This is a genomic window from Asticcacaulis sp. (assembly GCA_024707255.1).
GTDB lineage: Bacteria > Pseudomonadota > Alphaproteobacteria > Caulobacterales > Caulobacteraceae > Asticcacaulis.
In genome coordinates this window covers 1,128,385-1,152,753 of the sequence record JANQAC010000002.1, presented here as the reverse complement: position 1 = coordinate 1,152,753, position 24,369 = coordinate 1,128,385, and the positions used below count along the sequence as shown (strand labels likewise).

16 protein-coding genes and 3 pseudogenes are annotated in these 24,369 nt (G+C 58.7%); 9 read left to right on the top strand and 10 right to left on the bottom strand.

What is annotated here, in order from left to right:
* Position 1: 1 nt before the first annotated feature.
* Both NVV72_16730 and NVV72_16725 read left to right on the top strand, forming a co-directional pair.
* Positions 2–1,003: a bile acid:sodium symporter gene (locus NVV72_16730; protein ID MCR6660895.1), complete on the top strand. Its 1,002-nt coding sequence runs from the start codon at positions 2–4 to the stop codon at positions 1,001–1,003.
* Positions 1,004–1,109: 106 nt separating this feature from the next.
* Positions 1,110–1,274, top strand: coding sequence for a hypothetical protein (locus tag NVV72_16725; protein ID MCR6660894.1), 165 nt, complete (start codon positions 1,110–1,112; stop codon positions 1,272–1,274).
* Positions 1,275–1,602: 328 nt separating this feature from the next.
* Here the strand turns inward: NVV72_16725 and NVV72_16720 are convergent.
* From NVV72_16720 to NVV72_16710, 3 genes and pseudogenes are all read right to left on the bottom strand, one after another.
* Positions 1,603–2,263: pseudogene (locus NVV72_16720) on the bottom strand (glutathione S-transferase).
* Between the two features lie 42 nt (positions 2,264–2,305).
* Positions 2,306–4,768 carry an ATP-dependent helicase HrpB gene (hrpB, locus tag NVV72_16715; protein MCR6660893.1) on the bottom strand — a complete coding sequence of 821 codons (2,463 nt, stop codon included), beginning with the start codon at positions 4,766–4,768 and terminating at the stop codon, positions 2,306–2,308.
* A gap of 62 nt (positions 4,769–4,830) precedes the next feature.
* A pseudogene (locus tag NVV72_16710) lies at positions 4,831–6,415 on the bottom strand (amino acid permease).
* A 154-nt stretch (positions 6,416–6,569) separates the two neighbouring features.
* On the opposite strand from NVV72_16710, the gene NVV72_16705 reads away from it, so the two are divergent.
* Entirely contained in the window at positions 6,570–7,259 is a 690-nt protein-coding gene (locus NVV72_16705) for an MBL fold metallo-hydrolase (protein MCR6660892.1), read from the top strand.
* 42 nt (positions 7,260–7,301) lie between these two features.
* Here NVV72_16705 and NVV72_16700 read toward each other — a convergent pair whose 3' ends face one another.
* The gene (locus NVV72_16700; GenBank protein ID MCR6660891.1) at positions 7,302–7,610 is read right to left on the bottom strand and encodes an SCP2 sterol-binding domain-containing protein; all 309 of its coding nucleotides are present in this window, start codon (positions 7,608–7,610) and stop codon (positions 7,302–7,304) included.
* Between the two features lie 93 nt (positions 7,611–7,703).
* Between NVV72_16700 and NVV72_16695 the strand changes: the two genes are divergently transcribed.
* A complete protein-coding gene (locus NVV72_16695; GenBank protein MCR6660890.1) occupies positions 7,704–8,894 on the top strand; it encodes an NAD(P)/FAD-dependent oxidoreductase in 1,191 nt (396 codons plus the stop codon).
* 136 nt (positions 8,895–9,030) lie between these two features.
* Positions 9,031–9,486, top strand: coding sequence for a hypothetical protein (locus NVV72_16690; GenBank protein MCR6660889.1), 456 nt, complete (start codon positions 9,031–9,033; stop codon positions 9,484–9,486).
* Between the two features lie 96 nt (positions 9,487–9,582).
* Here NVV72_16690 and rpoC read toward each other — a convergent pair whose 3' ends face one another.
* The 4 genes and pseudogenes from rpoC to rplJ all read right to left on the bottom strand — a co-directional run bounded on the left by rpoC (position 9,583) and on the right by rplJ (position 19,319).
* Positions 9,583–13,773: a DNA-directed RNA polymerase subunit beta' gene (rpoC, locus tag NVV72_16685; protein MCR6660888.1), complete on the bottom strand. Its 4,191-nt coding sequence runs from the start codon at positions 13,771–13,773 to the stop codon at positions 9,583–9,585.
* A 93-nt stretch (positions 13,774–13,866) separates the two neighbouring features.
* The gene (rpoB, locus tag NVV72_16680; GenBank protein MCR6660887.1) at positions 13,867–17,940 is read right to left on the bottom strand and encodes a DNA-directed RNA polymerase subunit beta; all 4,074 of its coding nucleotides are present in this window, start codon (positions 17,938–17,940) and stop codon (positions 13,867–13,869) included.
* 424 nt (positions 17,941–18,364) lie between these two features.
* Positions 18,365–18,755 (bottom strand): annotated as a pseudogene (gene rplL, locus NVV72_16675) (50S ribosomal protein L7/L12).
* A gap of 51 nt (positions 18,756–18,806) precedes the next feature.
* Positions 18,807–19,319, bottom strand: a complete 513-nt coding sequence (gene rplJ / locus NVV72_16670; GenBank protein ID MCR6660886.1) for a 50S ribosomal protein L10 — start codon at positions 19,317–19,319, stop codon at positions 18,807–18,809.
* A 399-nt stretch (positions 19,320–19,718) separates the two neighbouring features.
* Between rplJ and ftrA the strand changes: the two genes are divergently transcribed.
* The 3 genes from ftrA to NVV72_16655 all read left to right on the top strand — a co-directional run bounded on the left by ftrA (position 19,719) and on the right by NVV72_16655 (position 22,698).
* Positions 19,719–20,693, top strand: coding sequence for a transcriptional regulator FtrA (gene ftrA / locus NVV72_16665; GenBank protein MCR6660885.1), 975 nt, complete (start codon positions 19,719–19,721; stop codon positions 20,691–20,693).
* A gap of 90 nt (positions 20,694–20,783) precedes the next feature.
* The gene (locus NVV72_16660; GenBank protein ID MCR6660884.1) at positions 20,784–21,704 is read left to right on the top strand and encodes a sulfotransferase domain-containing protein; all 921 of its coding nucleotides are present in this window, start codon (positions 20,784–20,786) and stop codon (positions 21,702–21,704) included.
* A 394-nt stretch (positions 21,705–22,098) separates the two neighbouring features.
* Positions 22,099–22,698: a tRNA-(ms[2]io[6]A)-hydroxylase gene (locus NVV72_16655; GenBank protein MCR6660883.1), complete on the top strand. Its 600-nt coding sequence runs from the start codon at positions 22,099–22,101 to the stop codon at positions 22,696–22,698.
* Positions 22,699–22,749: 51 nt separating this feature from the next.
* Here the strand turns inward: NVV72_16655 and rplA are convergent, their stop codons facing one another.
* A complete protein-coding gene (rplA, locus tag NVV72_16650; GenBank protein ID MCR6660882.1) occupies positions 22,750–23,436 on the bottom strand; it encodes a 50S ribosomal protein L1 in 687 nt (228 codons plus the stop codon).
* A 1-nt stretch (position 23,437) separates the two neighbouring features.
* The gene (gene rplK / locus NVV72_16645) at positions 23,438–23,866 is read right to left on the bottom strand and encodes a 50S ribosomal protein L11 (GenBank protein ID MCR6660881.1); all 429 of its coding nucleotides are present in this window, start codon (positions 23,864–23,866) and stop codon (positions 23,438–23,440) included.
* A 222-nt stretch (positions 23,867–24,088) separates the two neighbouring features.
* On the opposite strand from rplK, the gene NVV72_16640 reads away from it, so the two are divergent.
* A complete protein-coding gene (locus tag NVV72_16640; protein MCR6660880.1) occupies positions 24,089–24,361 on the top strand; it encodes a metal-sensitive transcriptional regulator in 273 nt (90 codons plus the stop codon).
* Positions 24,362–24,369 lie beyond the last annotated feature (8 nt).

The following is a 24,369-nucleotide window of genomic DNA, read 5'->3' as shown; positions in this document are numbered from 1 at the left end:
TGTGAAAATAGGCAGTCTGAAATTTGACGGCTTCCTGACGGGCATGGTCATCGCCATCATTCTGGCGGCCCTGTTTCCGGCGCCGGGTGCGCATGGCGGCTTTCTGCATCCGGAACTGCTGACTAGGCTGGGGATCGCACTGATCTTCTTTCTGAATGGCGCCATGCTTTCTTTCAATGCCCTGAAAGACGGCGTTTTGCGCTGGCGGCTGCACCTGATCATCCAGAGCGCCACTTTTGTGCTTTTCCCCGTCATCGGCCTTGTGTTTCTGGCCATCGCCGGACGCTGGATCAGCCCTGACCTGCAACTCGGCTTCTTCTATCTATGCGCTCTGCCATCGACCGTATCCTCGTCTGTCGCCATGACTTCGGCGGCGCGTGGCAATGTGCCCGTGGCGGTCTTCAACGCCACGATTTCCAGTCTGATCGGTATTGTGGTTACGCCGCTGTGGATGAGCCTTCTGTTGAAAACCTCCGGACATCATCTTGATGTCGTGGGCGTTTTTATAGACCTGTTCAAATGGATGGTCCTGCCCATGGTCATTGGCCAGGTTTTGCGCCGCTGGATCGGCGCCTGGCTGCATCGCCACAAGAAACTGGCCCATGTGGCTGACCGCTGCACCATATTATTGCTTGTCTACACCTCGTTCTGCGACTCCTTTGCCCTCAATATCTGGGGTTCCACCAGCCTGGCGACCCTGCTGTCCGTCATTGCCGCTACGCTCGTCCTGTTCTTTGGCGTACTGCTGCTTCTATGGAAACTGTGCGATTATGGCGGCATAGCCCCCGCCTTCCGTTCAGCCGTGGTTTTCTGCGGCACGAAAAAGAGTCTGGCCACGGGCGTACCGATGGCGTCGCTCATCTTCGCCGGTCATGCGTCTGGCCTGGGACTGATCCTGCTGCCGATCATGATCTATCATCCGCTGCAATTGCTGATCTGTACGCCACTCGCCAGCCGTTGGGCAAAAGAGGCACAGGCGCAAGAAAAGGCGATTACCGCCTGAATATTAAATAGAATTAAGGTGGAAACGGTTCATTTACCGTTCATAGATCGAAATCTAGATTTGAATTCAAGGGGGCGCATCCGGCGTCTCGACGAAAGACACCGCCATGAAACATCTCATCATCAGACTGGCCTGCACGGCCGCACTGGTAATAAGCCTTACCGGCTGCATCATGTATGTATCGCCGGATCACACCTACCACACCGACAATGGACCGGCACCGGCCGACGAAAAACCGGCGGAAACGGTCAGCGGCTCGCAATCCTTCTAAATCCAACCCTGGGGAAAACCATGAAATCCATTGCCATCAAACTTGCCTGCGTCGCCATTCTCGCGGCCAGCCTCTCCGGCTGCATTATCATCGATCGCAGCGGCGCCGACCATCTGACCTATTCATCCAGCCGTTAAAGAACCTGGCCGGAATATGCCCGATCGCGTAAGGCACTGCTAAAAACGGTGCCTTACGCATTTACAAGCGGTCTTCCGCACCGTAGCCTGAGTGTTACTTCAGGAGAGTACCCATCATGAAAAAGCTGATTCTCAAGCTAGTCGTTCTGCCCTTTATTGGCCTGGCTTTCGCCGGCTGCATCACCCTCTGATCAGGCATAGGCATACGGCCCGCCCCGCGCCAGCGCCTTCTCGTAAGCCGGACGGGTGTGGATTTTCCCCAGCCAGGCACTGATATGTGGTCTTGCCCCGGCCCCTGCCCGGCTGGCGGCTGCCTCCAGGGGGGAAACTCATTATAATATCCGCCGCGCTGAATTCGGCGCCAGCGAACCAGGATGACCTGGCCAGGGTGTTTTCCCAGAAATCGATATTTGTGTTCAGGTTCGGCGTCACCAGCTTGGCATCGATACTGTCAGCTATACGATTGGCAACAGGCTTAATCAGCCACGGCGCGTGGCTCCTGATCGCACTGGTCACCAGTTTCAGCAGCAAAGGCGTCATGGCCGTCCCTTCGGCGTGATGCATCCAGTAGGTATATTGAAACCGCGCTTCTGTGCCGATCATCGGCATCAACCGACCATGACCATAGGTGGACAGGATACAGTCCATAATGGCGCCCGTCTCCGCTACAACCAGGGCGCCATCGGTAATCACCGGTGCCTTGCCAAGCGGATGCACCGCCTTTAGTTCAGGCGGCGCCAGCATATCCTTGCCACGCTTATAAGCCTTGATTTCGTAAGGCAGGCCCAGCTCTTCCAGCAGCCACAGAATGCGTTGCGAACGGGAATTATCGAGGTGGTGAACGGTGATCATGGCGGCTCCTTCTAGGCTTATACGCGCCGGAGCCATTAAGGATCATGTGCCGCGAGGTTTCGCGCGAGTGGTTGGATCGGCTTCACGCGGATTTTCCGGCCAGACGTGACGCGGATAACGCCCCTTCATCTCGCTGCGTACCTCGGCCCAGGAACCATCCCAGAAGGCCGGAAGGTCTTTTGTGATCTGGATCGGCCGGTGCGCCGGCGAAGTCAGGGAGAGGGTTATTGGCGTCCGGTTTGGACCGATTACCGGGTGTATGGTTGTTCCGTACAGCTCCTGCACCCGCACCTCCAGGCGCGGACCGCCTTCGGCCTCGTAATCGATACTGATATTCGAGCCGGTCGGCATCTTAAGCGTTTCCGGCGCAAGCTTATCCAGCGCGCGCTGCTGGTCATAATCAAGTAGGCCATGCAGGGCCTGCGATATGATGCCTCCGTTGAGTGACAGCATGGACTTGCCTGCAGTATAAGGGCCGAGCCAGTCCGCGAGTCCGGAAAGAAGCGCGTCATCTGACAGATCCGGCCAGTTGTCGTCCTGGCTACGCAGAAAGGCAACACGGGCACGAAAGGTTTGCGCGTTTTCTGGAATATTCAGCGCTTTCAATCCCTTTTGCCTGATCTCTTCAGCTTCCGCTTCAAGCAGCAGCTCCGGTGGAATCGTATCGCTCGGCTTGCTGGAAAGCACCAGACTCCCCAGCCGAACCTGATCGAAGGCGCGGAACCGGCCATTGACCTTTTCCAAAGCCGTGGTGCGTTCCAACCTGTCATCGAACAACGCCAATATCTCGCCATCGCTTAAAGGCGCGGCCAGCAGGATACGGTCGCGCCCGGTGCCGCCGCCGAGGTCGCCAACCGCCAGATAAGGCGCGCGCGCCAGCCGGTCATGCTCATCGACATAGACGCCGCGCCCGTTAGCCATGACAAACTCGCCAGCCTTACCGCGCGCCTTTGCAATACGTTCCGGAAAACATTCCGCCAGCAGGTGATGTGACAGGATACGCCCCCCTGCCTTACTCTTGGTTTGACTCAGGCTCTGCGCCTGCCGGGCCCAGTTTTGCGCCAGGTTGCGGGCCTGAGTAATCTTCGGCGATTTGTCGCGTGACAACGCCTCCAGGCGGGTATCGAGATCAGTCGACTTGCCGCCCAGACCGTTTTCGGAGAGCAGGACGGCCAGGTTGGCGCCCTGCTCAGCCGCGCCATTTTCGGCTGCCCGGATCAGCATATGGGCCAGGCGTGGCGCCATCGGCAATTGCGCTACGGCCTTGCCATGCGCCGTCAGATCGCCATGACTGTCCAATGCGCCCAGTACCTGAAGCAGTTTCACGGCCTCGTCCATCGCCGCTTTGGGCGGATGGTCCAGCAGGGCCAGGCTCTCCGTCGATTTGGCACCCCACAGCCGCAGCGAAAGTGCCAGTTGCGACAGGTCGGTTTCCAGTATTTCCGGTTTGGCGAAGGGAATCAGGGAACGGTCCTGCTCGACATCCCACAGGCGATAGGCGTCGCCCGCCTGTGTCCGGCCGGCGCGTCCGCGGCGCTGGTCGGCTGAGGCTCTGGAGACGCGCTCGGTAACGAAACGGGTGACACCGCGCGCCGGATCGAAGCGTCCCAAACGTGACAGACCACAATCTACAACCATTGATACGCGATCGAGCGTCAGGGAGGTTTCGGCAATCGCCGTGGCCAGGACGATCTTTGGCCGTTCTGGCGCATTGCGCGCCAGAGTATGCGCCTGATCCCTGAAATCCATAGCGCCGTAAAGTTTGCAGAGATCAATATGAGGTGGCAGACCGATCTCATCGAGGAAGCGCGCAACACGGTGAATCTCGCCCTGCCCCGGCAGGAAGACCAGCATTGTCTCGGCCTGTTCAGGCGTGAGCCCGGCGGACAGCCGGGCCACATGACGAGCAACATCCTGCTCCATCATCAATGATTGATTGCGGCCGAGATAATGGGTCTCGATGGGAAAGCTACGTCCGTGGGATTCGAAGCGCCCGGCATCGGCCATCAGGCTGAGCACACGGTCGCCATCGAGGGTCGCCGACATGACCAGCAGGCGCAGGTCATCGCGCAGGAGGACTTGCGCATCGCGCGCGAAGGCCAGGCCGAGATCGGCATCCAGGCTGCGTTCGTGGAATTCATCGAAGATCACGCAAGCGATGCCATCCAGCGATGGATCATCGAGGATCAGGCGTGAGAAAATCCCTTCGGTGACGACCTCGATCCGCGTCTTTCCACTGATCTTGCTTTCGCCGCGCACCCGGAAGCCGACCGTTTGTCCGACCGGTTCGCCCAGGGTCTCAGCCATGCGGGCGGCGGCGGCACGAGCCGCCAGCCGGCGCGGTTCGAGCAGGATAATCTTCTGGCCGGCCAACCACGGCGAATCCAGTAAGGCCAGCGGAATACCGGTCGTCTTGCCGGCGCCCGGCGGCGCAATAATCAGGGCCGCGGTCTTTTCCGCCAGCCAGGATTTCAGAGGTGCATATATTTCTTCAATAGGAAGCATGTCACGCACCTAGCAGGTCTTCACGCAATAAAAAAGGCGCCCGTTGGGGCGCCTTTTCAGGATCAGGTCGTGCCCGGAGGCGGCGGCAGGTCCGCGTCGTTTTCATGGTCTTCGATGATGCCCTTGCGGACGTTCGAGTGCCAGAAGCCGTAGGCGAAGTACAAAACGAGGCCAATCGCGGTCCAGCCGAAAAAGACCTGCTTGGATTCTGTGCCCAGACTGACGAACAACAGTACGCAGCCGAAAATCGACAGCGGGGCGATGATCCACAGCAGCGGTGTCTTGAACGGACGATTGCGTGTCTTGTCGGTGAAGCGCAGGATCATGACGCCCAGCGAGACAGCCGCGAAAGCGAACAGTGTGCCGGCGTTTGAATAATCCGCCAGAGAACCGACCGGCAGGAAAGCCGCGGCAATGGCCACGACGACGCCGGTGACCAGGGTGATCACCCAGGGCGTCTTGAACTTGGTATGAACGGCTGACAGGCCCTTCGGCAACAGTCCGTCACGCGCCATGACGAAGAAGACGCGCGTCTGGCCAAACATCATCAGCAGCACGACCGACGGCAGGGCAATCGTCGCGGCCAGGCCGATCAGGTTACCAAACAATGGATTGCTGTTCACTTCGCGCAGGACGTGAGCCAGGGCTTCCTTGGAGCAAACAAGCGGCGCATGGGCGGCCTGACAGGCGGCGCTGGCATAAAGCTCCGTCGAGCCGTCAGCGAAATATTGGCCCGTCGCCGGATCAGCCAGCGGCTGGGCGCCGAACGAACCGATTACGCCGGTCGCAACCAGTATATAGAACACGGTGCAGATGCCCAGCGAAGCAATCAGGCCGATCGGCACGTTGCGCTGCGGATTTTTGGTTTCCTCGGCGGCGGTCGATACCGCATCGAAGCCGACATAGGCGAAGAAGATGGAGGCAGCAGCGCCAAGAACGCCTGTTCCGGTGCCATCGAGCGGGTTGCCCCAGCCGCGGGGGGTAAACGGACTAAAATTATCCATATGGCCGGTCACCAGCGGCAGGGTAAGGACGATGAATAACAGCAACGCAGCAATCTTAATGGCGACCAGGACCGCATTGGCCGTGGCACTTTCCTTGGTGCCGATGACCAGCAGTAGTGTAACAACGGCGGTGATGATAACGGCAGGCAGATTGAGTATACCGCCGATTTCGCCCCCCTTGATGAAGCCGATGGAGATGGGCGGTCCGACAGTGAGAGCGTGTGGTATGTGTATCCCTATGTCATCGAGAAACCCGACGATATGGCCGGACCAGCCGACCGCGACAGCAGAGGCACCAAGCGCATATTCCAGTATAAGCGCCCAACCAACCAGCCAGGCGACCATTTCGCCCATGACGGCGTAGGAATAGGTATAGGCAGAGCCGGCGACCGGCACCATGGAGGCCAGTTCGGAATAGCAAAGCGCCGCGACCGCGCAAACGGCGCCGGCGATGATGAAGGAGATCATCATACCCGGACCGGCTTTCTGGGCGGCGGCTGCAGTCAGCACGAAGATACCGGTGCCGATTACCGCGCCGATACCCAGCAAGGTCAGTTGGACAGGCCCCAGGGATCGATGCAGCGACTTTTTTCTCTGCTGTCGCCAGGATCGCATCCAGCGACTTAATTCGCAAAGGATTCATTTTTCACCTTTTTATGTGTTTTAACAGGCGACTAGTCATTCCAAGGACCACCCCAGTACCTGTCTTGTCACGAAGCCTACACACAAAAATTAAATCTGCAACTATCTTAACCGGTGGGTAGCCTTAATGGCTCGTTTCGCCTATTTCATGAGTTATGAGCACAGAGCCACCCATCCGTCTGTTTGTCGCCCCCGTCACGCCGTTGCAGCAGAATTGCACGGTGGTCTGGTGTACGAAAACAAACAAGGCCGCCATCATCGATCCCGGCGGCGATCTAGACCCGATCCTGGACGAGGTCAAACGGCGCGGCCTGACCGTGGAGAAGATCTGGATCACCCATGGCCATGCCGATCATGCCGGCGGTGCGGCGGAACTCAAAGAGCGCACCGGCGCCCCCATCGAAGGCCCGCATGAGGACGACCAGTTCTGGATCGACAGCATACCGGACATGGGCCAGCGCTACGGCATCCCCGACATGCGCAGTTTCACGACCGACCGCTGGCTGCATGACGGCGACACGGTGACTTTAGGTGAGACGACTTGGCAGGTTATTCACTGCCCTGGCCATACGCCAGGCCATGTGATCTTTTATCATGCGCCGTCGCAGTTCGCGCAGGTGGGCGATGTCCTGTTCAAGGGATCGATCGGGCGGACGGACTTTCCGCGCGGCAACCACGCCGACCTGATCCATTCGATCACGCAGAAGCTATGGCCGCTGGGCGATGTGCGTTTTGTGCCGGGGCATGGGCCGATGTCGAGCTTCAATGTCGAACGACAGAGCAATCCCTTCGTGGCGGATCGCGTTATCGGCAAGGCCGGGCCGAATACGCAGGGACCTGGATAAGTCCAAGGCAAGGGGGCACCGCCCCCCTTGACCCCATAACAATCAGGCGCCTTTCAGCAAGGGCGCGAGTTTCTGGGCGACGCTCATATCGCCCTGAATCTTCATTTTGCCCATCATGAAGGCCATCATCGGGTCGAGCGTGCCCTTGGACATGGCAATGAGATCATCGATGGCGATCTGGATCGTAGTGTCGGCCTCGCCGTCCTCGTTGGTCACGGTGTTGGGCACAGCGGCGCCATTGATGAGAATCTTGCCAGCGTCGCCGAAGTCGACCTTGATGATTTTGCCGAGACCGGAATTTTCCCCGACGGCGGCGCTGATTTTTTGTGTAATGGTTTCAAGATCGGACATGGCCGACTCCTTTGTCTGCTGAAAGCCGGGTGACCTTAAGGTTAAGTTTCGATCCCGGCAAGCCAGACCTTAAGTCAAGTTATGAGAAAAAAAGTGACAGCAGCAAAATTCGATGTGGTGATTGTAGGCGCAGGCGCCGCCGGCCTGATGTGCGGTATCGAAGCCGCCCGGCGCGGACGGCGCGTGGCCGTGATCGATCACGCGAAAAAGCCGGCCGAAAAGATCCGCATTTCCGGCGGCGGCAGGTGTAATTTCACCCATCTGCAGGCCACGCCGAAGAATTTCCTGTCGCAAAATCCACACTTCTGCATCTCGGCGCTGAAACGCTTCACGCCCTGGGACTTCCTCGATCGCGTCGTCAAACGCGGCATTCTTTATTTCGAGAAAACCGAAGGCCAGCTTTTCTGTGAAACGTCCGCCGGTGACATTATCGATATGCTGCTGGATGATCTGGCGGAAGCCGGTGGCGAACTCTATCTCGGCATATCGGTTGAAGGCGTGCTGAAGACTGGAGATGGCTTCGAAATCGATACGTCGAACGGCTGCTCCATGGCTGACAAGCTGGTGATCGCCACGGGCGGCCTGTCCATTCCCAAAATGGGTGCCACCGGCTTTGCCTATGATATTGCCCGACAGTTCGGCCACGATATTACCGAAACCCGCGCCGCCCTGGTGCCCTTCACGCTTGGCGGCGAAAAGCTGGCCGGTATCGAAGGCCTGTCCGGCGTTTCGCTGACCGCCAGGGTCGCCTGTGGCAAGGCCAGCTTTACCGATGGCTTTCTGTTCACTCATCGCGGCCTTTCCGGACCCGCGATTTTGCAGATATCGTCCTACTGGAAACCTGGCCAGGCCATCGAAGTAGACCTACTGCCAAATGTGGATGCCCTAGAATATCTCTTGAGCCGGCGCAAGGATCGCCCGAAACAGACGCTCGGCAATGTTGTGGCGGAAATCCTGCCGCGACGCCTGTCCGATCGCATCCTGGAATGGCATGACCTTCCGCCGGAATCTCGAATGGCAGACCTCAGCAATGCCGCTCTGCAAACCCTGGCTGATGCCGTCAATCGCTGGACCTTTATCCCCGACGGCACTGAAGGCTATCGCACGGCCGAAGTGACCCTGGGCGGCATCGACACCCGCGCCCTCTCCTCACAAACCATGGAGAGCCAGCTTTGCCCCGGCCTCTATTTTATCGGCGAATGCGTCGATGTCACTGGCTGGCTGGGCGGGTATAACTTCCAGTGGGCCTGGTCATCCGGTTGGGCAGCCGGACAGGTGGTATGACCCCTGGTTGGCGCCGAAACCGTTAATAGCGCGCCATAAAGAACCATGTTATTAGAGGTAAGTACGTTTGCGTTAGTATGCTTCCATACATTCACCGCGCATGTGTGCCTTTGCGCCCTACTGAAGGGGCTATCCCATGTTTATCAAGTATTTGCCGGCCATTAGCGCCGCCGTGCTGCTCGTCTCTGCAACGGCGGCATCCGCTGATATGTACAAGGATTACACGCCCGATACAGGCATCTGGAGCGAGACCGTCGTCGAGGTCGATCCCAACCATGTCGATGATTATCTGGTCGGCCTGAAAGCCTCCCAGGTGCCCGCCCTGGAAATCATGAAAAAGCATGGCCTGATCGACAACTACATCTTCATGGTCAAGGACGGGTATAATGCCGGCGCGCCGAATGTCATCATCGCCACGCATTATGTCAATGCCGCGGCCATGGAACCGGACCAGACCCGCGACCAGGCGATAGAGAAGGAAATCTATGCCGTCTTCAGCAAGGAAAAGGGTGAAGCGGCTGTGTCCGGTTACGAGAAATATCGCAAGTTCGTCGAGATAAACAACTGGCGGACCATCACCTTCACCAAATAAGAAAAAGCCCCTGAACCGCACGGCTCAGGGGCCTTTAATTTAGTCGCCTGCGGAAGCCACCACAGGCCCGATTCCGGGTTAAGGGGGCTTACCCCCTTATTCGCCGGCGTCGACAGGACCTTCCAGCAGCACTTCGGCGGGCAGAGGCTCCATGGCCTCTTCGCGCTGATGCGACAGTTGCTCGTCGCGCTTCATGGCCACGCGCTGGAGCTGACGGAGATAGGCGCCGGTACCAGCCGGGATCAGACGGCCGACAATGACGTTTTCCTTCAGACCGTCCAGGGTATCGATCTTGCCCTGAACCGAAGCTTCGGTAAGGACGCGGGTCGTTTCCTGGAACGAAGCCGCCGAGATGAACGACTTGGTTTGCAGCGATGCCTTGGTGATGCCGAGCAGGATCGGCTGCGTGAGGGCCGCACGGCCACCACGCTTTTCAGCCTTGGCGTTTTCAAGGTCGACTTCCGCCTTGTCGAGATGGTCGCCCTTGATCAGGCCAGTGTCGCCCGGTTCAAGGATTTCGACCTTCTGCAGCATCTGGCGCACGATGACTTCGATGTGCTTGTCATTGATCGGCACGCCCTGCAGACGGTAGACTTCCTGCACTTCGTTGACCAGATATTCAGCCAGCGCCTCAACACCCTGGATACGCAGCAGATCGTGCGGATCGGGGTTGCCGTCGATGATGTAGTCGCCCTTCTGGATATAATCGCCGTCATGGACGGAGATATGCTTGCCCTTCGGGATCAGGAACTCGACCGCTTCACCTTCGCCCTCAGGGGTGATCTTGATGCGGCGCTTGTTCTTGTAGTCGCGGCCAAATTCGACGCGGCCATCCATTTCGGCGATGACGGCGCAGTCCTTCGGACGGCGGGCTTCGAACAGTTCGGCGACGCGCGGCAGACCACCGGTGATGTCGCGGGTCTTGGCGCCTTCGGTCGGGATACGAGCGAGGATATCGCCCGGCTTGACCTCATCGCCGTTACCCACCGAGAGAATGGCCCCGACCGGAAGCTGGTAACGGGAATCCCCGCCATTGGCCAGCTTCTTGTAGGCGCCGGCTTCGTCGGTAATGCCCATGCCGGGACGGACTTCCGCGCCCTTGGTGGTGGCGCGATAGTCAACAACCACGCGGTTCGAGATACCCGTCGCTTCGTCGGTTTCCTCGCGGACGGTCTGGCCGTCATTGAGATCCTCGAAGCGAATCTTGCCGCCGACTTCGGTGATGATCGGAGTGGTGTACGGATCCCACTCGACCAGGCGCTGGCCCTTCTTGACCGTGGCGCCTTCGGTGACGCGCAGGCGCGAGCCGTAAGGCACCTTGTAGGTTTCGCGGTCCTTGCCATCGTGGTGAACCGTGATGACCAGGTTACGCGACATGGAGATCAGGTCGCCATGCGAGCCCTTGACGGTCGGAGCGGCCGACAGCTTGATCACGCCGTCCGAGGTCGTTTCGTAGAAGGATTGCTCAGCCACCGATGCCGTACCGCCGATGTGGAAGGTACGCATGGTGAGCTGGGTGCCGGGTTCGCCGATCGATTGCGCCGCGATGACACCGACCGCTTCACCCATATTGACACGAGTGCCGCGGGCCAGGTCACGACCGTAACAGGCGGCGCAGGTGCCGAGTTCAGCCTCACAGGTCAGGACCGAACGGACCTTGACCGACTGGGCGCCCGAGGCTTCGATGATATCGACCACGTCTTCGTCGATATAGGTATCGGCCTCGACCACGACTTCCTGGGTCGCCACGTCCTTGATGTCTTCCGCCGTGGTACGGCCGAGAACGCGCTGTCCGAGCGAGACCAGTACGTCACCACCTTCGACCACCGCCTTCATGGTGATGCCCTTGGTGGTACCGCAGTCGGTTTCCATGATGATGCAGTCCTGGGCAACGTCGACGAGACGACGCGTCAGGTAACCTGAGTTGGCGGTCTTCAACGCGGTATCCGCGAGGCCCTTACGAGCACCGTGGGTCGAGTTGAAGTATTCCAGAACCGACAGACCTTCCTTGAAGTTCGAGATGATCGGCGTTTCGATGATCTCGCCGGAGGGCTTGGCCATCAGGCCGCGCATACCGCCGAGTTGCTTCATCTGGGCCTGAGAGCCACGGGCGCCGGAGTTGGCCATCATGTAGATCGAGTTGATCTCTTTTTCACGGCCATCGGCGTCCAGGTGCTTGCGGCTGATTTCCTTCATCATTTCGTCGGAAACGCGATCGGTCGCCTTCGACCAGGCATCAACCACCTTGTTGTACTTCTCACCCTTGGTGATCAGGCCGTCAGCGTATTGCTGCTCGTATTCCTCGACCAGGTGACGGGTTTCATCGACAATGCCCTTCTTGGTATCGGGGATGACGATGTCGTCCTTACCGAAGGAGATACCGGCGCGGGCCGCTTCCTTGAAGCCCAGGGCCATCATCTGGTCGGCAAAGATCACCGTCGCCTTCTGGCCGCAGTGGCGGTAGACGATGTCGATCAGGTTACCGATTTCCTTCTTGGTCAGGGTCTTGTCGAGTACCTTCAGGCCGATGTTTTCGTTGTACGGCAGCAGGGCAGCGATCTTCATGCGGCCCGGAGTCGTATCGACAACCTTGGTACGGATGACGCCGTCTTCGTCCTTCTGGGTGAAGCGGCACTTGATCTTGGCGGCCATCGAGACCGAACCGTTATCCAGCGCCTGCTGGATTTCGTTCAGGTCACCGAAGATCATGCCCTCACCCTTTTCGCCGTCCTTGACGAGCGACAGGTAATAGAGGCCAAGCACGATATCCTGCGATGGCACGATGATCGGGCGGCCGTTGGCCGGCGACAGGATGTTGTTGGTCGACATCATCAGCACGCGGGCTTCAAGCTGGGCTTCCAGCGAGAGCGGGACGTGGACGGCCATCTGGTCACCGTCGAAGTCGGCGTTGAAGGCCGAACAGACGAGCGGGTGAAGCTGGATGGCCTTGCCTTCGATCAGCTTGGGCTCGAACGCCTGGATGCCGAGACGGTGAAGCGTCGGGGCGCGGTTGAGCATGACCGGGTGTTCGCGGATGACCTCTTCGAGGATATCCCACACCTGCGGCTGCTCACGCTCGACCATGCGCTTCGATTGTTTGACGGTGCCGGAGAGGCCCTTGGCGTCGAGGCGGGCATAGATGAACGGCTTGAACAGTTCGAGCGCCATCTTCTTCGGAATGCCGCACTCGTGCAGCTTCAGTTCCGGCCCAACCGTAATAACGGAACGGCCGGAATAGTCGACGCGCTTGCCGAGCAGGTTCTGACGGAAGCGGCCCTGCTTGCCCTTCAGCATATCGGCGAGCGACTTCAGCGGACGCTTGTTGGCACCGGTGATGACGCGGCCACGGCGGCCGTTGTCAAACAGGGCGTCGACCGATTCCTGCAACATGCGCTTTTCGTTGCGGATGATGATGTCCGGCGCGCGCAGTTCCATCAGGCGCTTCAGACGGTTGTTCCGGTTGATGACGCGGCGGTAGAGATCATTGAGGTCGGAGGTGGCGAAGCGGCCGCCATCGAGCGGAACCAGCGGACGCAGTTCGGGCGGGATGACCGGCACAACGGTCAGGATCATCCACTCCGGACGATTGCCGGACTCGATGAAGTTCTCGATCAGCTTGAGGCGCTTGGAATACTTCTTGGCCTTCATTTCCGAGGTCTGGTCAACGAGGTCGGCGCGCAGCTTGTCGGCGATTTCATTGAGATTCATCGCCATCAGCATGTTGCGGACGGCCTCGGCGCCGATTTCAGCGGTGAAGCTGTCATCACCGAATTCTTCCTGGCAGCGATAATATTCGTCTTCCGACAGAAGCTGGTGGAGCTTCAGAGAGGTCAGGCCAGGCTCGGTGACGATGTAGTTTTCAAAGTACAGAACGCGCTCGACGTCCTTCAGCGCCATGTCGAGGATCATGGCGATACGCGACGGCAGCGACTTCAGGAACCAGATGTGGGCGACCGGCGAGGCCAGTTCGATATGGCCCATGCGCTCACGGCGGACGCGGCTCAGGGTGACTTCGACGCCGCACTTTTCGCAGATGATGCCCTTGTACTTCATGCGCTTGTACTTGCCGCACAGGCATTCGTAATCCTTGGTCGGGCCAAAGATACGGGCGCAGAACAGGCCGTCACGTTCCGGCTTGAACGTGCGATAGTTGATGGTTTCCGGCTTCTTGATCTCGCCAAACGACCACGACAGGATCTTTTCCGGCGAAGCGAGTGTGATACGGATCTGATCGAAGGTCGGGGCGACCTGGACCGGGTTGAAGATATTCAGGACTTCCTGGTTCATGCCAGTACTCCAATTTTGGGCTGACGCCCGAAAAAAATTTTAATGCGGCTAAGTTATGGGGTCGAGGGGGCCGTGCTCCCTCGCCTTGATTACTTACCCTTGCCCATTCTCAAGCTCGACATTCAGACCAAGCGAACGCATTTCCTTGATCAGAACGTTGAAGCTTTCCGGGATACCGGCTTCGAAGCTGTCGTCACCACGGACGATGGCTTCGTAAACCTTGGTGCGGCCCGCCACGTCGTCCGACTTGACGGTGAGCATTTCCTGCAGGGTGTAGGCGGCGCCATAGGCTTCCAGTGCCCAGACTTCCATTTCCCCGAAGCGCTGACCACCGAACTGCGCCTTGCCGCCCAGCGGTTGCTGGGTAACGAGCGAGTATGGCCCGATGGAGCGGGCGTGGATCTTATCGTCGACCAGGTGGTGCAGCTTCAGCATGTAGATGATGCCGACGGTAACCGGACGCTTGAAGCGCTCGCCCGTCTGACCATCGTACAGGATCGACTGGCCGGAACGATCGAGACCGGCGAATTCGAGCATATCCTCGATATCGTTGATGTGGGCACCGTCGAAGACCGGGGTCGCAATCGGCACGCCGCGCGACAGGTTCTTCGCCAGGTCGATCAGTTCCTCTTCCGACTCGGGGAGTTCCTGATCCGGACCATAGACGCCCCGCAGGTGATCGATCAGGGCCTGTTTCTGGCCACCGTTCTGCCAGTCTTCCAACAGGGCTGCGATTTGCAGGCCGATATTGTGACAGGCCCAGCCGAGGTGGGTCTCGAAGATCTGGCCGACGTTCATGCGCGAAGGCACGCCCAGCGGGTTCAGCACGATATCGACGTGCTCGCCATCGGCCAGGAACGGCATGTCTTCGACCGGAAGGATCTTGGAGATAACCCCCTTGTTGCCGTGACGACCGGCCATCTTGTCGCCCGGTTGCAGCTTGCGCTTCACCGCCACGAACACCTTGACCATCTTCATGACGCCCGGCGGCAGTTCGTCGCCGCGCTGCAGCTTCTCGACCTTGTCCTCGAAGCGGCGGTCGAGACGCTTGCGGGCGTCTTCGAACTGGCGCTTCATGGCTTCCTGCTCGGACATGACCTTCTCGTCTTCGAGCGCCACTTGCCACCACAGGCCCTTCGAGACCTCGGCCAGCTTTTCTTCGGTCACTTCACCGCGGCCCATGCCCTTCGGACCGGACACGGCGACCTTGCCGAGCAGCAGTTCCTTGAGACGGCCGTAGATATTGCGTTCCAGAATCGACAGTTCGTCGTCGCGGTCCTTGCCGAGGCGTTCGATTTCGGCGCGCTCGATAGCCTGGGCGCGTTCGTCCTTTTCAACACCGTGACGGTTGAAGACGCGGACTTCGACGATGGTGCCGGCAACGCCAGGCGGCAGGCGAAGCGAGGTGTCGCGGACGTCAGACGCCTTTTCACCGAAGATGGCGCGCAGGAGCTTTTCTTCCGGCGTCATCGGGCTTTCACCCTTCGGGGTCACCTTGCCGACCAGGATATCACCCGGCTGGACTTCGGCACCGATAGCAACAATGCCCGCTTCGTCGAGATTGCGCAGGGCTTCTTCACCGACGTTCGGGATGTCGCGGGTGATTTCTTCTGGCCCAAGCTTCGTATCGCGGGCCATGACCTCGAACTCTTCCAGGTGGATAGAGGTGAAGATGTCATCACGCACGATGCGCTCGGAGATCAGGATCGAGTCTTCGAAGTTGTAACCGTTCCACGGCATGAAGGCCACGCGGACGTTGCGGCCGAGGGCCAGATCACCGAGATCGGTCGAGGGACCATCAGCGATGATGTCACCGGCCGAAACCTTGTCACCCACGCGAACCAGCGGACGCTGATTGATACAGGTGTTCTGGTTGGAACGCTGGAACTTCGACAGGCGATAGATATCGACGCCCGGCTTGTTCGGGTCTTGCTCCTCGGTGGCGCGGATAACGATACGCGTGCCGTCGATCTGCTCGACCACACCGGTGCGGCGCGCGGCAACCGTAGCGCCGGAATCGCGGGCCACGACTTCTTCCATGCCGGTGCCGACGAACGGCGCATCGGCCTTCACCAGCGGCACGGCCTGACGCTGCATGTTCGAACCCATCAGCGCGCGGTTGGCGTCGTCGTTTTCCAGGAACGGAATGAGCGCGGCGGCGACGGAAACGACCTGCTTCGGCGACACGTCCATATAATCGACGGTCGAGGCCTGTTGCAGGCCCGGCTCACCGTTGACGCGGCCCTGGACCAGGTCGTCGGCGATCTCACCGTTCTTCATGTTGATGTTGGCCTGAGCGATGACGTGCTTCGACTCTTCCATGGCCGACATATAGACGACCTCTTCCTGAGCCTTGCCGTCGATCACCTTACGGTACGGGCTTTCGATGAAGCCGTACTTGTTGACACGCGCATGGGTGGCCAGGGAGTTAATCAGGCCGATGTTCGGGCCTTCCGGCGTTTCAATCGGGCAGATACGGCCATAGTGGGTCGGGTGAACGTCGCGGACTTCAAAGCCCGCGCGCTCACGCGTCAGACCGCCTGGCCCCAGGGCTGACAGACGACGCTTGTGGGTGATTTCCGACAGCGGGTTGGTCTGATCCATGAACTGCGAAAGCTGCGACGAACCGAAGAATTCACGCACGGCAGCGGCGGCTGGCTTCGCGTTGATCAGGTCATGCGGCATGACGGTGTCGATATCGACCGACGACATGCGTTCCTTGATAGCGCGCTCCATGCGCAGCAGGCCGACGCGATACTGGTTTTCCAGCAGTTCACCCACCGAACGGACGCGACGGTTACCGAGGTTGTCGATATCGTCGATTTCACCGCGGCCATCACGCAGGCCAACGAGGATCTTGAGGATCTTCAGGATGTCGTCCTTACGCAGCACACGCTCCGAGTCAGCGACCTCCTGCTCCAGGCGCATGTTCATCTTCACGCGGCCAACGCTCGACAGGTCGTAGCGCTCCAGCTCGAAGAACAGCGAGTTGAACATCGCCTCGGCGGCTTCGATCGTAGGCGGTTCCCCCGGACGCATGACGCGGTAGATGTCGAACAGGGCGTCTTCGCGGCTTGAGTTCTTGTCGACGCGCAGGGTGGAGCGCATGTACGGCCCAACGGTGACGTGGTCGATATCGAGCACGTCGACGGTCGTGAAGCCCTGCGCTTCCAGCACGCTTACGGCAGCGGCATCGAGTTCGTCACCGGCTTCGGCGTAGATTTCACCAGTCGTGAAATTGACGGCGTCACGCGCCAGGTAACGGCCGACCAGTGCGTCCTGGCTGAGCAGCAGCGACTTGACGGTATCGCCCAGCTTCTTGGCGGTACGGGCGGAAATCTTGGTGCCGGCCGGTGCGACCACTTCGCCGCTGTCGGCGTCGATCAGGTCGAATTCCGGCTTCACACCGCGCCAGCGCTCGAACTTGTACGGCGTAACCCAGCCAGCTTCGCGCTTCTCGTAAGGTACCACGTCATAGAAGGTGGTCAGGATTTCCTCACCGTCCATGCCCAGGGCATAGAGGAAGGAAGTGGCCGGCAGCTTGCGGCGGCGGTCGATACGGACATAGACGATGTCCTTGGCGTCGAACTCGAAATCGAGCCACGAACCGCGGTACGGAATGACGCGGGCGCCGAACAGGAGTTTGCCCGAAGAGTGGGTCTTGCCCTTGTCGTGGTCGAAGAAGACGCCCGGCGAACGGTGCATCTGCGAAACGATGACGCGCTCCGTACCGTTGACAACGAACGTGCCCTTGTCGGTCATGAGCGGAATATCGCCCATATAGACGTCCTGCTCCTTGATGTCCTTGACCGAACGGGCGCCGGTTTCCTCGTCCATTTCAAAGACGATCAGGCGCAGCTTGACCTTCAGCGGCGCGGCATAGGTGATGTCGCGCTGGATGCACTCTTCAACGTCATACTTGGGTTCTTCGAACTCATACGACACATATTCCAGCGTGGCGCGTTCGTTGAAATCCTTCACCGGGAATACGGACTTGAACACCGCTTCCAAGCCGTCATCGATACGATTGGCCGGACGGACATCGCGCTGCAGAAACTGCTCATATGACGAGCGCTGCACCTCGATGAGGTTGGGCATACGGATAGCTTCGGGGATACGGCCGAAAGACTTGCGAATCCGCTTCTTCTGGGTGAACGATAAGGCCATCGTTTTTCCTGACACAGGTTAGGTGGGCGTATAAAACGCTTTATGAGATCGAATTTGTGCAGTGGAACTGCGCGCGAAGGTTAGGGTTTTGGCCACTTCCGGGCCGAAAGGTTTGCCTTGCGCCTGCTCTTTTTTGGCTTTTGACACCAAAGACGCTGTTTTTATGATCCTAGAGGACCAACCCTTCTCCGGCAGAAAGAGCATAAGACCGGCATTCGGGCCCCGACATCAGACGCAATACGCCTTGAGGGGGAGCGTCACATAGCTCACTTATCCCCGTTCGTAAAGAGGGTGAATTTAATATTTTTCAAATTTGTCAAGACCAATTTTTGAATGCTCATTCAGGCGCCAATGCATATAACAAAACAGGCCCGAACGCGAACGTCCGGGCCTGAATTTTTCAGAAGATTTTCCGAAGACGAAATTACTTAACTTCGACCTTGGCGCCGGCTTCTTCAAGCTTCTTCTTGATGTCAGCGGCTTCCTGCTTCGAGATGTTTTCCTTGACGGTCGCCGGAGCACCTTCAACGAGGTCCTTGGCTTCCTTCAGGCCGAGATCGGCGCGGATGCCGCGGATTTCCTTGATCACGTTGATCTTCTTGTCGCCGCCGTCAACGATGACAACGGTGAACTCGGTTTGCTCTTCGCCAGCGTCAGCGGCGGCAGCGCCACCGGCGGCCGGAGCGGCAGCGGCAACGGCGACCGGAGCGGCAGCGGAGACGCCCCACTTTTTCTTCGAGCAGCTTGGAGAGCTCAGCGGCTTCCAGGACGGACAGGGCGGACAGGTCTTCGACCAGCTTTTCCAACTTAGACATGTGATTTCCTTAAAAGATAAGATGTGTTGATGTGATAATGAATGAGGTTGCTTAAGCCGCTTTTTCGGCATGGGCCGCGATGACGCGGGCCACGGCACCGGCTGGGGCTTGCAGAACGCCAGCGATCTTGGTCGCCGGAGCTTGCAGGAGGCCGATGAGCTTGCCGCGCAGTTCGTCGAGCGAAGGCAGGGTGGCCAGGGCCTTGACGCCTGCTTCGTTGAGAACGTCCGTCCCCATGATGCCGCCAATGATCTTGAGCTTGTCATTTTCCTTGGCGTACTGGGAAGAGATTTTCGCAGCGGTAACCGGATCGGCCGAATAGACCAGAGCGACCGGGCCCTTGAAGAGGGCATCGCCCTTTTCGCCAACCGAGCCGTTCAGGGCCTTTTGAGCCAGACGGTTCTTAAACACCTTCAGCACCGCGCCTTCTTTACGAAGACGGTTGCGAAGTTCAGACATTTCCACAAAGGTCATACCCGAATACTGGGTAACAACCACGGAGCCGGATTCGGCGAAGACGCTCTTGAGCTCTTCGATCGACTCGGCCTTTTTTGCGCGGTCCATTGCTGGCCTCCATGGGGTGATGCTTCAAACGGACAATCCGTTCAAAACTAACAAATGATTTTGGCGCTTCCAGAAACCGGAAACGTTACGATCGCTGTCGAGATGAGATGCTGATCACCCAAAGGCACCAGACTTCCGCATTTAAGGAAATACAGGTAAACTTTGATGGCGTTTCGCGTCCCGTCTAATTTCGGCATCCGGGGGCTCCCGGCTATTATGGATCAGGCGGCCCCTGATCCCCGAAGGTCTCTGACAGAACGACATAGAGAACATGGGTTCCCCAAGCCGAGGCGCGGTCATTACAGGCAAAGCGTTGATAAATCAAGAGGCCGTATCGTGTTTTCTCGGATGATACCGGACGGCTTGAATATGGCGCAAATTCCCACTATCGTATAAATCATGCCAAAACCACAACCCTTTAATCGTAAAGTCGCCCTCCTCGCCTTTGACGGAATGCCGCTGTTCGAATTCAGCATCGCTGTAGAACTGTTCGGCCTGGACCGACCGGAAATGGGCCCCGACTGGTACAGTTTCCAGATCGCCGCCCTGGAAGGCGGGCCGGTGCGCACCACGGCCGGCCTGCGTGTGACGGCGGATGCCGGACTGGCGATTTTCGCTGATGCCGGCACGGTCATTATTCCGGGTTGGCCGATCGACCGCCCCGTACCAGTGGAACTGACCGAGGTTCTGCGGGCTGCCCACAGGTGCGGCGCCCGTATCCTGACCATCTGTTCCGGCGTCTATGTCCTGGCGGCCAGCGGGCTGCTGGCTGGCAAACGCGCCACCACGCACTGGAAATACACCGATCACGTCAAGGCCGCCTATCCAGACATCGAAATCGTACCCGATGTGCTTTATGTCGACGAGGGCCAGATCCTGACCTCCGCCGGCAGTGCCGCCGGCATCGATTTGTGCCTGCACCTGATCCGCCGCGATTTCGGGCCGGCCGCCGCCAATACCGTGGCGCGCCGCCTGGTCGTGCCGCCGCACCGGGATGGCGGACAGGCGCAATTTATTGAGCGCAGTGTGCCGGTCAGCTATGAAAGCGATCGCCTCGGCCCCCTGCTCGACCATATGCGCAAGCATCTGCATCAGGAGCATCGCATCCCTGACCTGGCCCGGCGCGCCGGCATGAGCGAGCGCACCTTCCTGCGCCGCTTCAGCGAAGCGACGGGCATGACGCCGGCCAAATGGCTACTGAATGTCAGGTTATGCGAGGCCCGCGATCATCTGGAAACCAGCGATATCAGCATCGAGCGCATAGCCGAACACACCGGTTTCGGCACACCGACGAACCTGCGCCACCACTTCCGCGAACAGATGGGCACCACCCCCACCGCTTACCGGCAAACGTTTGGACGGCTTTCCGCCTGAGCCGCCACCCAACGTGGTTAATGAAATTCTAACTCCGAATCGCGTCTGATGCGTTTCATCAGCGAGTACGCCGCGAGTTCAGGAGACGTCATGTCCGCATATGAAGCGATTTACAAAATCATGAGCACCATGCCGGTCCATACCGGCGAGATCACGGCGGAAATGCGCGGCATGATCACCGCCACCAAAACCAAAAACATCCAGACCATACTGGCCTATCCGCTAAAGGTGGGTGGCACCTATATGCGGGTGGCGCTGATCCACCTGCTCAGCTTCCACTACCAGGCGCACCTGTCACGCGGCTCGTATGTCGCCGTCGGTCCCAACCGAGAACCCTATTTTCCTCTGATTTTCAACCAGCACGTCCTGACCGACACCACGCCGCGTGCAGCCGTCATGCACCTGCACACCGTGGCCACCCAGGCGACCACCGAAATCGTTGAAGCCTTCGATATCCCGGTGCTGATCGCCACGCGCAACATCCTCGATACGCTTGTTTCCTGGGCAAACCATCAGGAGAAAAACCTGGCAACCGGCGGCTATCCCGACTGGGATTTCCTGACCGAGAACGGCAAGCCTTTTTCGGAAATGACGCCCGAAGAACGCCGGCATGGCCTGGTTCATTTCGCGCCGCTGTGGTACGCGCGTCATTATGGTAGCTGGCTGCGTTATTCAAAAGCCTGCATGGAAAAGGGCACGCGTCCGCCCCTGTGGATGCGTTACGAAGATCTCGTGGAGCGTCCGGTCGACCTGCTTATGGCCATCATCCAGCATGTTGATCCTGCTCACACCTACAGCCGTGAACAGGCGCAGGCGGCCTTGCAACTGGCTATGCAGGACAAGGAAGCCGTGCGCTTCAACAAGGGCGTCGGCGGCCGGGGCGATGCCTATTTCAGCGCCGAAGAAAAGCAGGTCATCTATGACATCATCAAGACCGCCGGCGAACCGGACCTGATCGAACTGGGCGTCCTGCCCAATCCGGACGCCGAGGCAGAGCGCCTCGCCTCCTGAAGGCAATATAAAAGGGGAAGATGCGCCTACATCTTCCCCCACATTACCTGAGCTGCGGCAACCCGGAGAGGAAGTTCACTCAGATAAACCTGTCATCCGCCAAATAATGGCAGGAAATAAATGATGCAAAAGCAGTATTAAGCCGCCTTGAAATCTCGCGGCTCGCATAACACTAATATGCCGAATCCCACAAGTCTGAAAATACCGCAACGACACAGGAAGTCGAGTGAACAATAGGTAATGTTTTCAAGAGATATTTTTGCATAAACATGAAAATTTCTTGGCCGAATTTATTTACATTTGTTACAACTTGATGACGCGCCGATAACCACGGATTGACGTGATGACTTGATTTCCAAATCCGGCCTTGCCAAGAGACGCGCAAGGAGTTTCCATGCTGACTGATATCCACAATTTTCTGGGCAGCCCGACACCATCCGCCTGGGTGGGGGCGGCGCTGAAAAACCAGGACCTGCTGCTGCTCGACCACAAGAACTGCGAATACAAGGCTGCCAGCAATGCCATAAACCTGATGGCCAAATATCAGGAATGCGAGGCTCTGGTCATGGCCATGGCCCGTCTGGCGCGCGAAGAACTGGCGCACCACGAGCAGGTGATGAAGATCATGAAGCGGCGCGGCATTGCGCTTCGTCCTCTTACGCCCTCGCGCTATGCCATGGGCCTGCGCCGCCTGTGCCGCCGTACCGAGCCCGGAATGATGATCGATATCCTGCTGATCAGCGCCTTTATCGAGGCGCGATCCTGCGAGCGTTTCGGCGCCATCGCGCCGTATCTGGATGAAGAACTAGGCAAGTTCTACAAAGGCCTGCTGAAAAGTGAGGCGCGTCATTTCACCGGTTACCTCAAGCTGGCGGCCCTGTATGGGGATGCTGACGATATCGCGCAACGCATTCCAATTATCCGCGAAACCGAGCAGGCATTGATCGCCGAGCCTGATACGGGATTTCGCTTTCACTCCGGCCCACCGGCATAAAAAAAGCCGCTCCATCTCTGGAGCGGCTTAATTATTTTCAGTCTGAAAAACTTACGAAGCGGAGGCCGTATCAACCTTCACGCCTGGGCCCATGGTCGAAGACAGAGCGATCTTCTTGACATAGAGGCCCTTGGCGCCCGACGGACGCGCCTTGACGAGCGCATCAACCAGAGCCTTGACGTTCAGTTCGAGAGCTTCGGTCGTGAAGGAGACCTTGCCGACGCCGACGTGGACGATACCGGCCTTTTCGACGCGGAACTCGACCGCACCACCCTTGGCGTCCTTGACGGCCTGGGCGACGTTCGGGGTGACGGTGCCGACCTTCGGGTTCGGCATCAGGCCGCGCGGGCCGAGCACCTTACCGAGACGACCGACCAGGGCCATCATGTCCGGAGAGGCGATGACGCGGTCGAAATCCATGAAGCCACCCATGATCTTTTCGACCAGGTCTTCGGCGCCAACGACTTCAGCGCCGGCGGCGAGAGCTTCTTCAGCCTTCTTGTCCTTGGCGAATACGGCGACGCGGACGTCCTTGCCGGTGCCGGACGGCAGGTTGACAACGCCACGGACCTGTTGGTCGGCGTGACGCGGGTCAACGCCCAGATTGACGGCGATTTCAACGGATTCGTCGAACTTGGCCTTGGCGTTCGCCTTGACGACGTTTAGCGCTTCGGTCAGGCCGTAGAACTTGTTGGCGTCGTTTTCCCACGCCTTAATACGCTTTGCGATCTTGGTCATATTAGTCCACCACCTGCAGGCCCATGGAACGGGCGGAACCTTCGATGATCTTGGTCGCCTGATCGAGATCGTGGGCGCTCAGATCCTTCATCTTCTTTTCGGCGATATTGCGCAGTTGAGCGCGCGTGATCTTGCCGGCGGAATCGCGGCCCGGCAGCTTCGAGCCGGACTTCAGGTTCAGCGCCTGCTTGATGAAGAAGGTCGCCGGCGGCGTCTTCGTCACGAAGGTGAACGACTTGTCCTGATAGACGGTGATGATGGTCGGAAGCGGCGTGCCCTTCTCGACGTTTTCGGTACGGGCGTTGAATTCCTTACAGAAACCCATGATATTGACGCCGCGTTGACCCAGTGCAGGGCCGATGGGGGGCGAAGGCGTGGCAGAGCCGGCCTTCACCTGGAGCTTGATATAGCCCAGGATTTTCTTAGCCATTGATATCTCCATATAACGCTCCGGGGAGCGTATTGTGAGCCGTGGTGCGCATCTCTGCTCCCACGGATTTAGCCTCGTCTTGCAACGAAGAGCGCGCGCTATAACCGCTTTGTCACGGCTTGGCAAGGCTCAGCCGGTTTAAAACCGACACAATGCCGCATTGACTTATACCCATTAGGGGTATATTCAAAATATACCCCACCCAGGTATAAGGATGTCAATATGGCGCACCACCCCTCCCATTCCGCCCAACTGCCCGCGCTCAACCGCGCCGCCGGACAGATAGAAGCCGTCAAGCGCATGGTCGCGGACGAGCGGTACTGTATAGACATCCTGACCCAGCTCCGCGCCGCCCGCAGCGCCCTTAAATCCATCGAACTGGCCGTACTGGAAACGCACATGCAATCCTGCCTCAAGCGCTCCGCCGGCGAAAACGAAACGCAGCAGGCGGCGCAGATCGCCGAGATCATGACCCTGCTCAAGAAGTACGAATAGGCGGATAC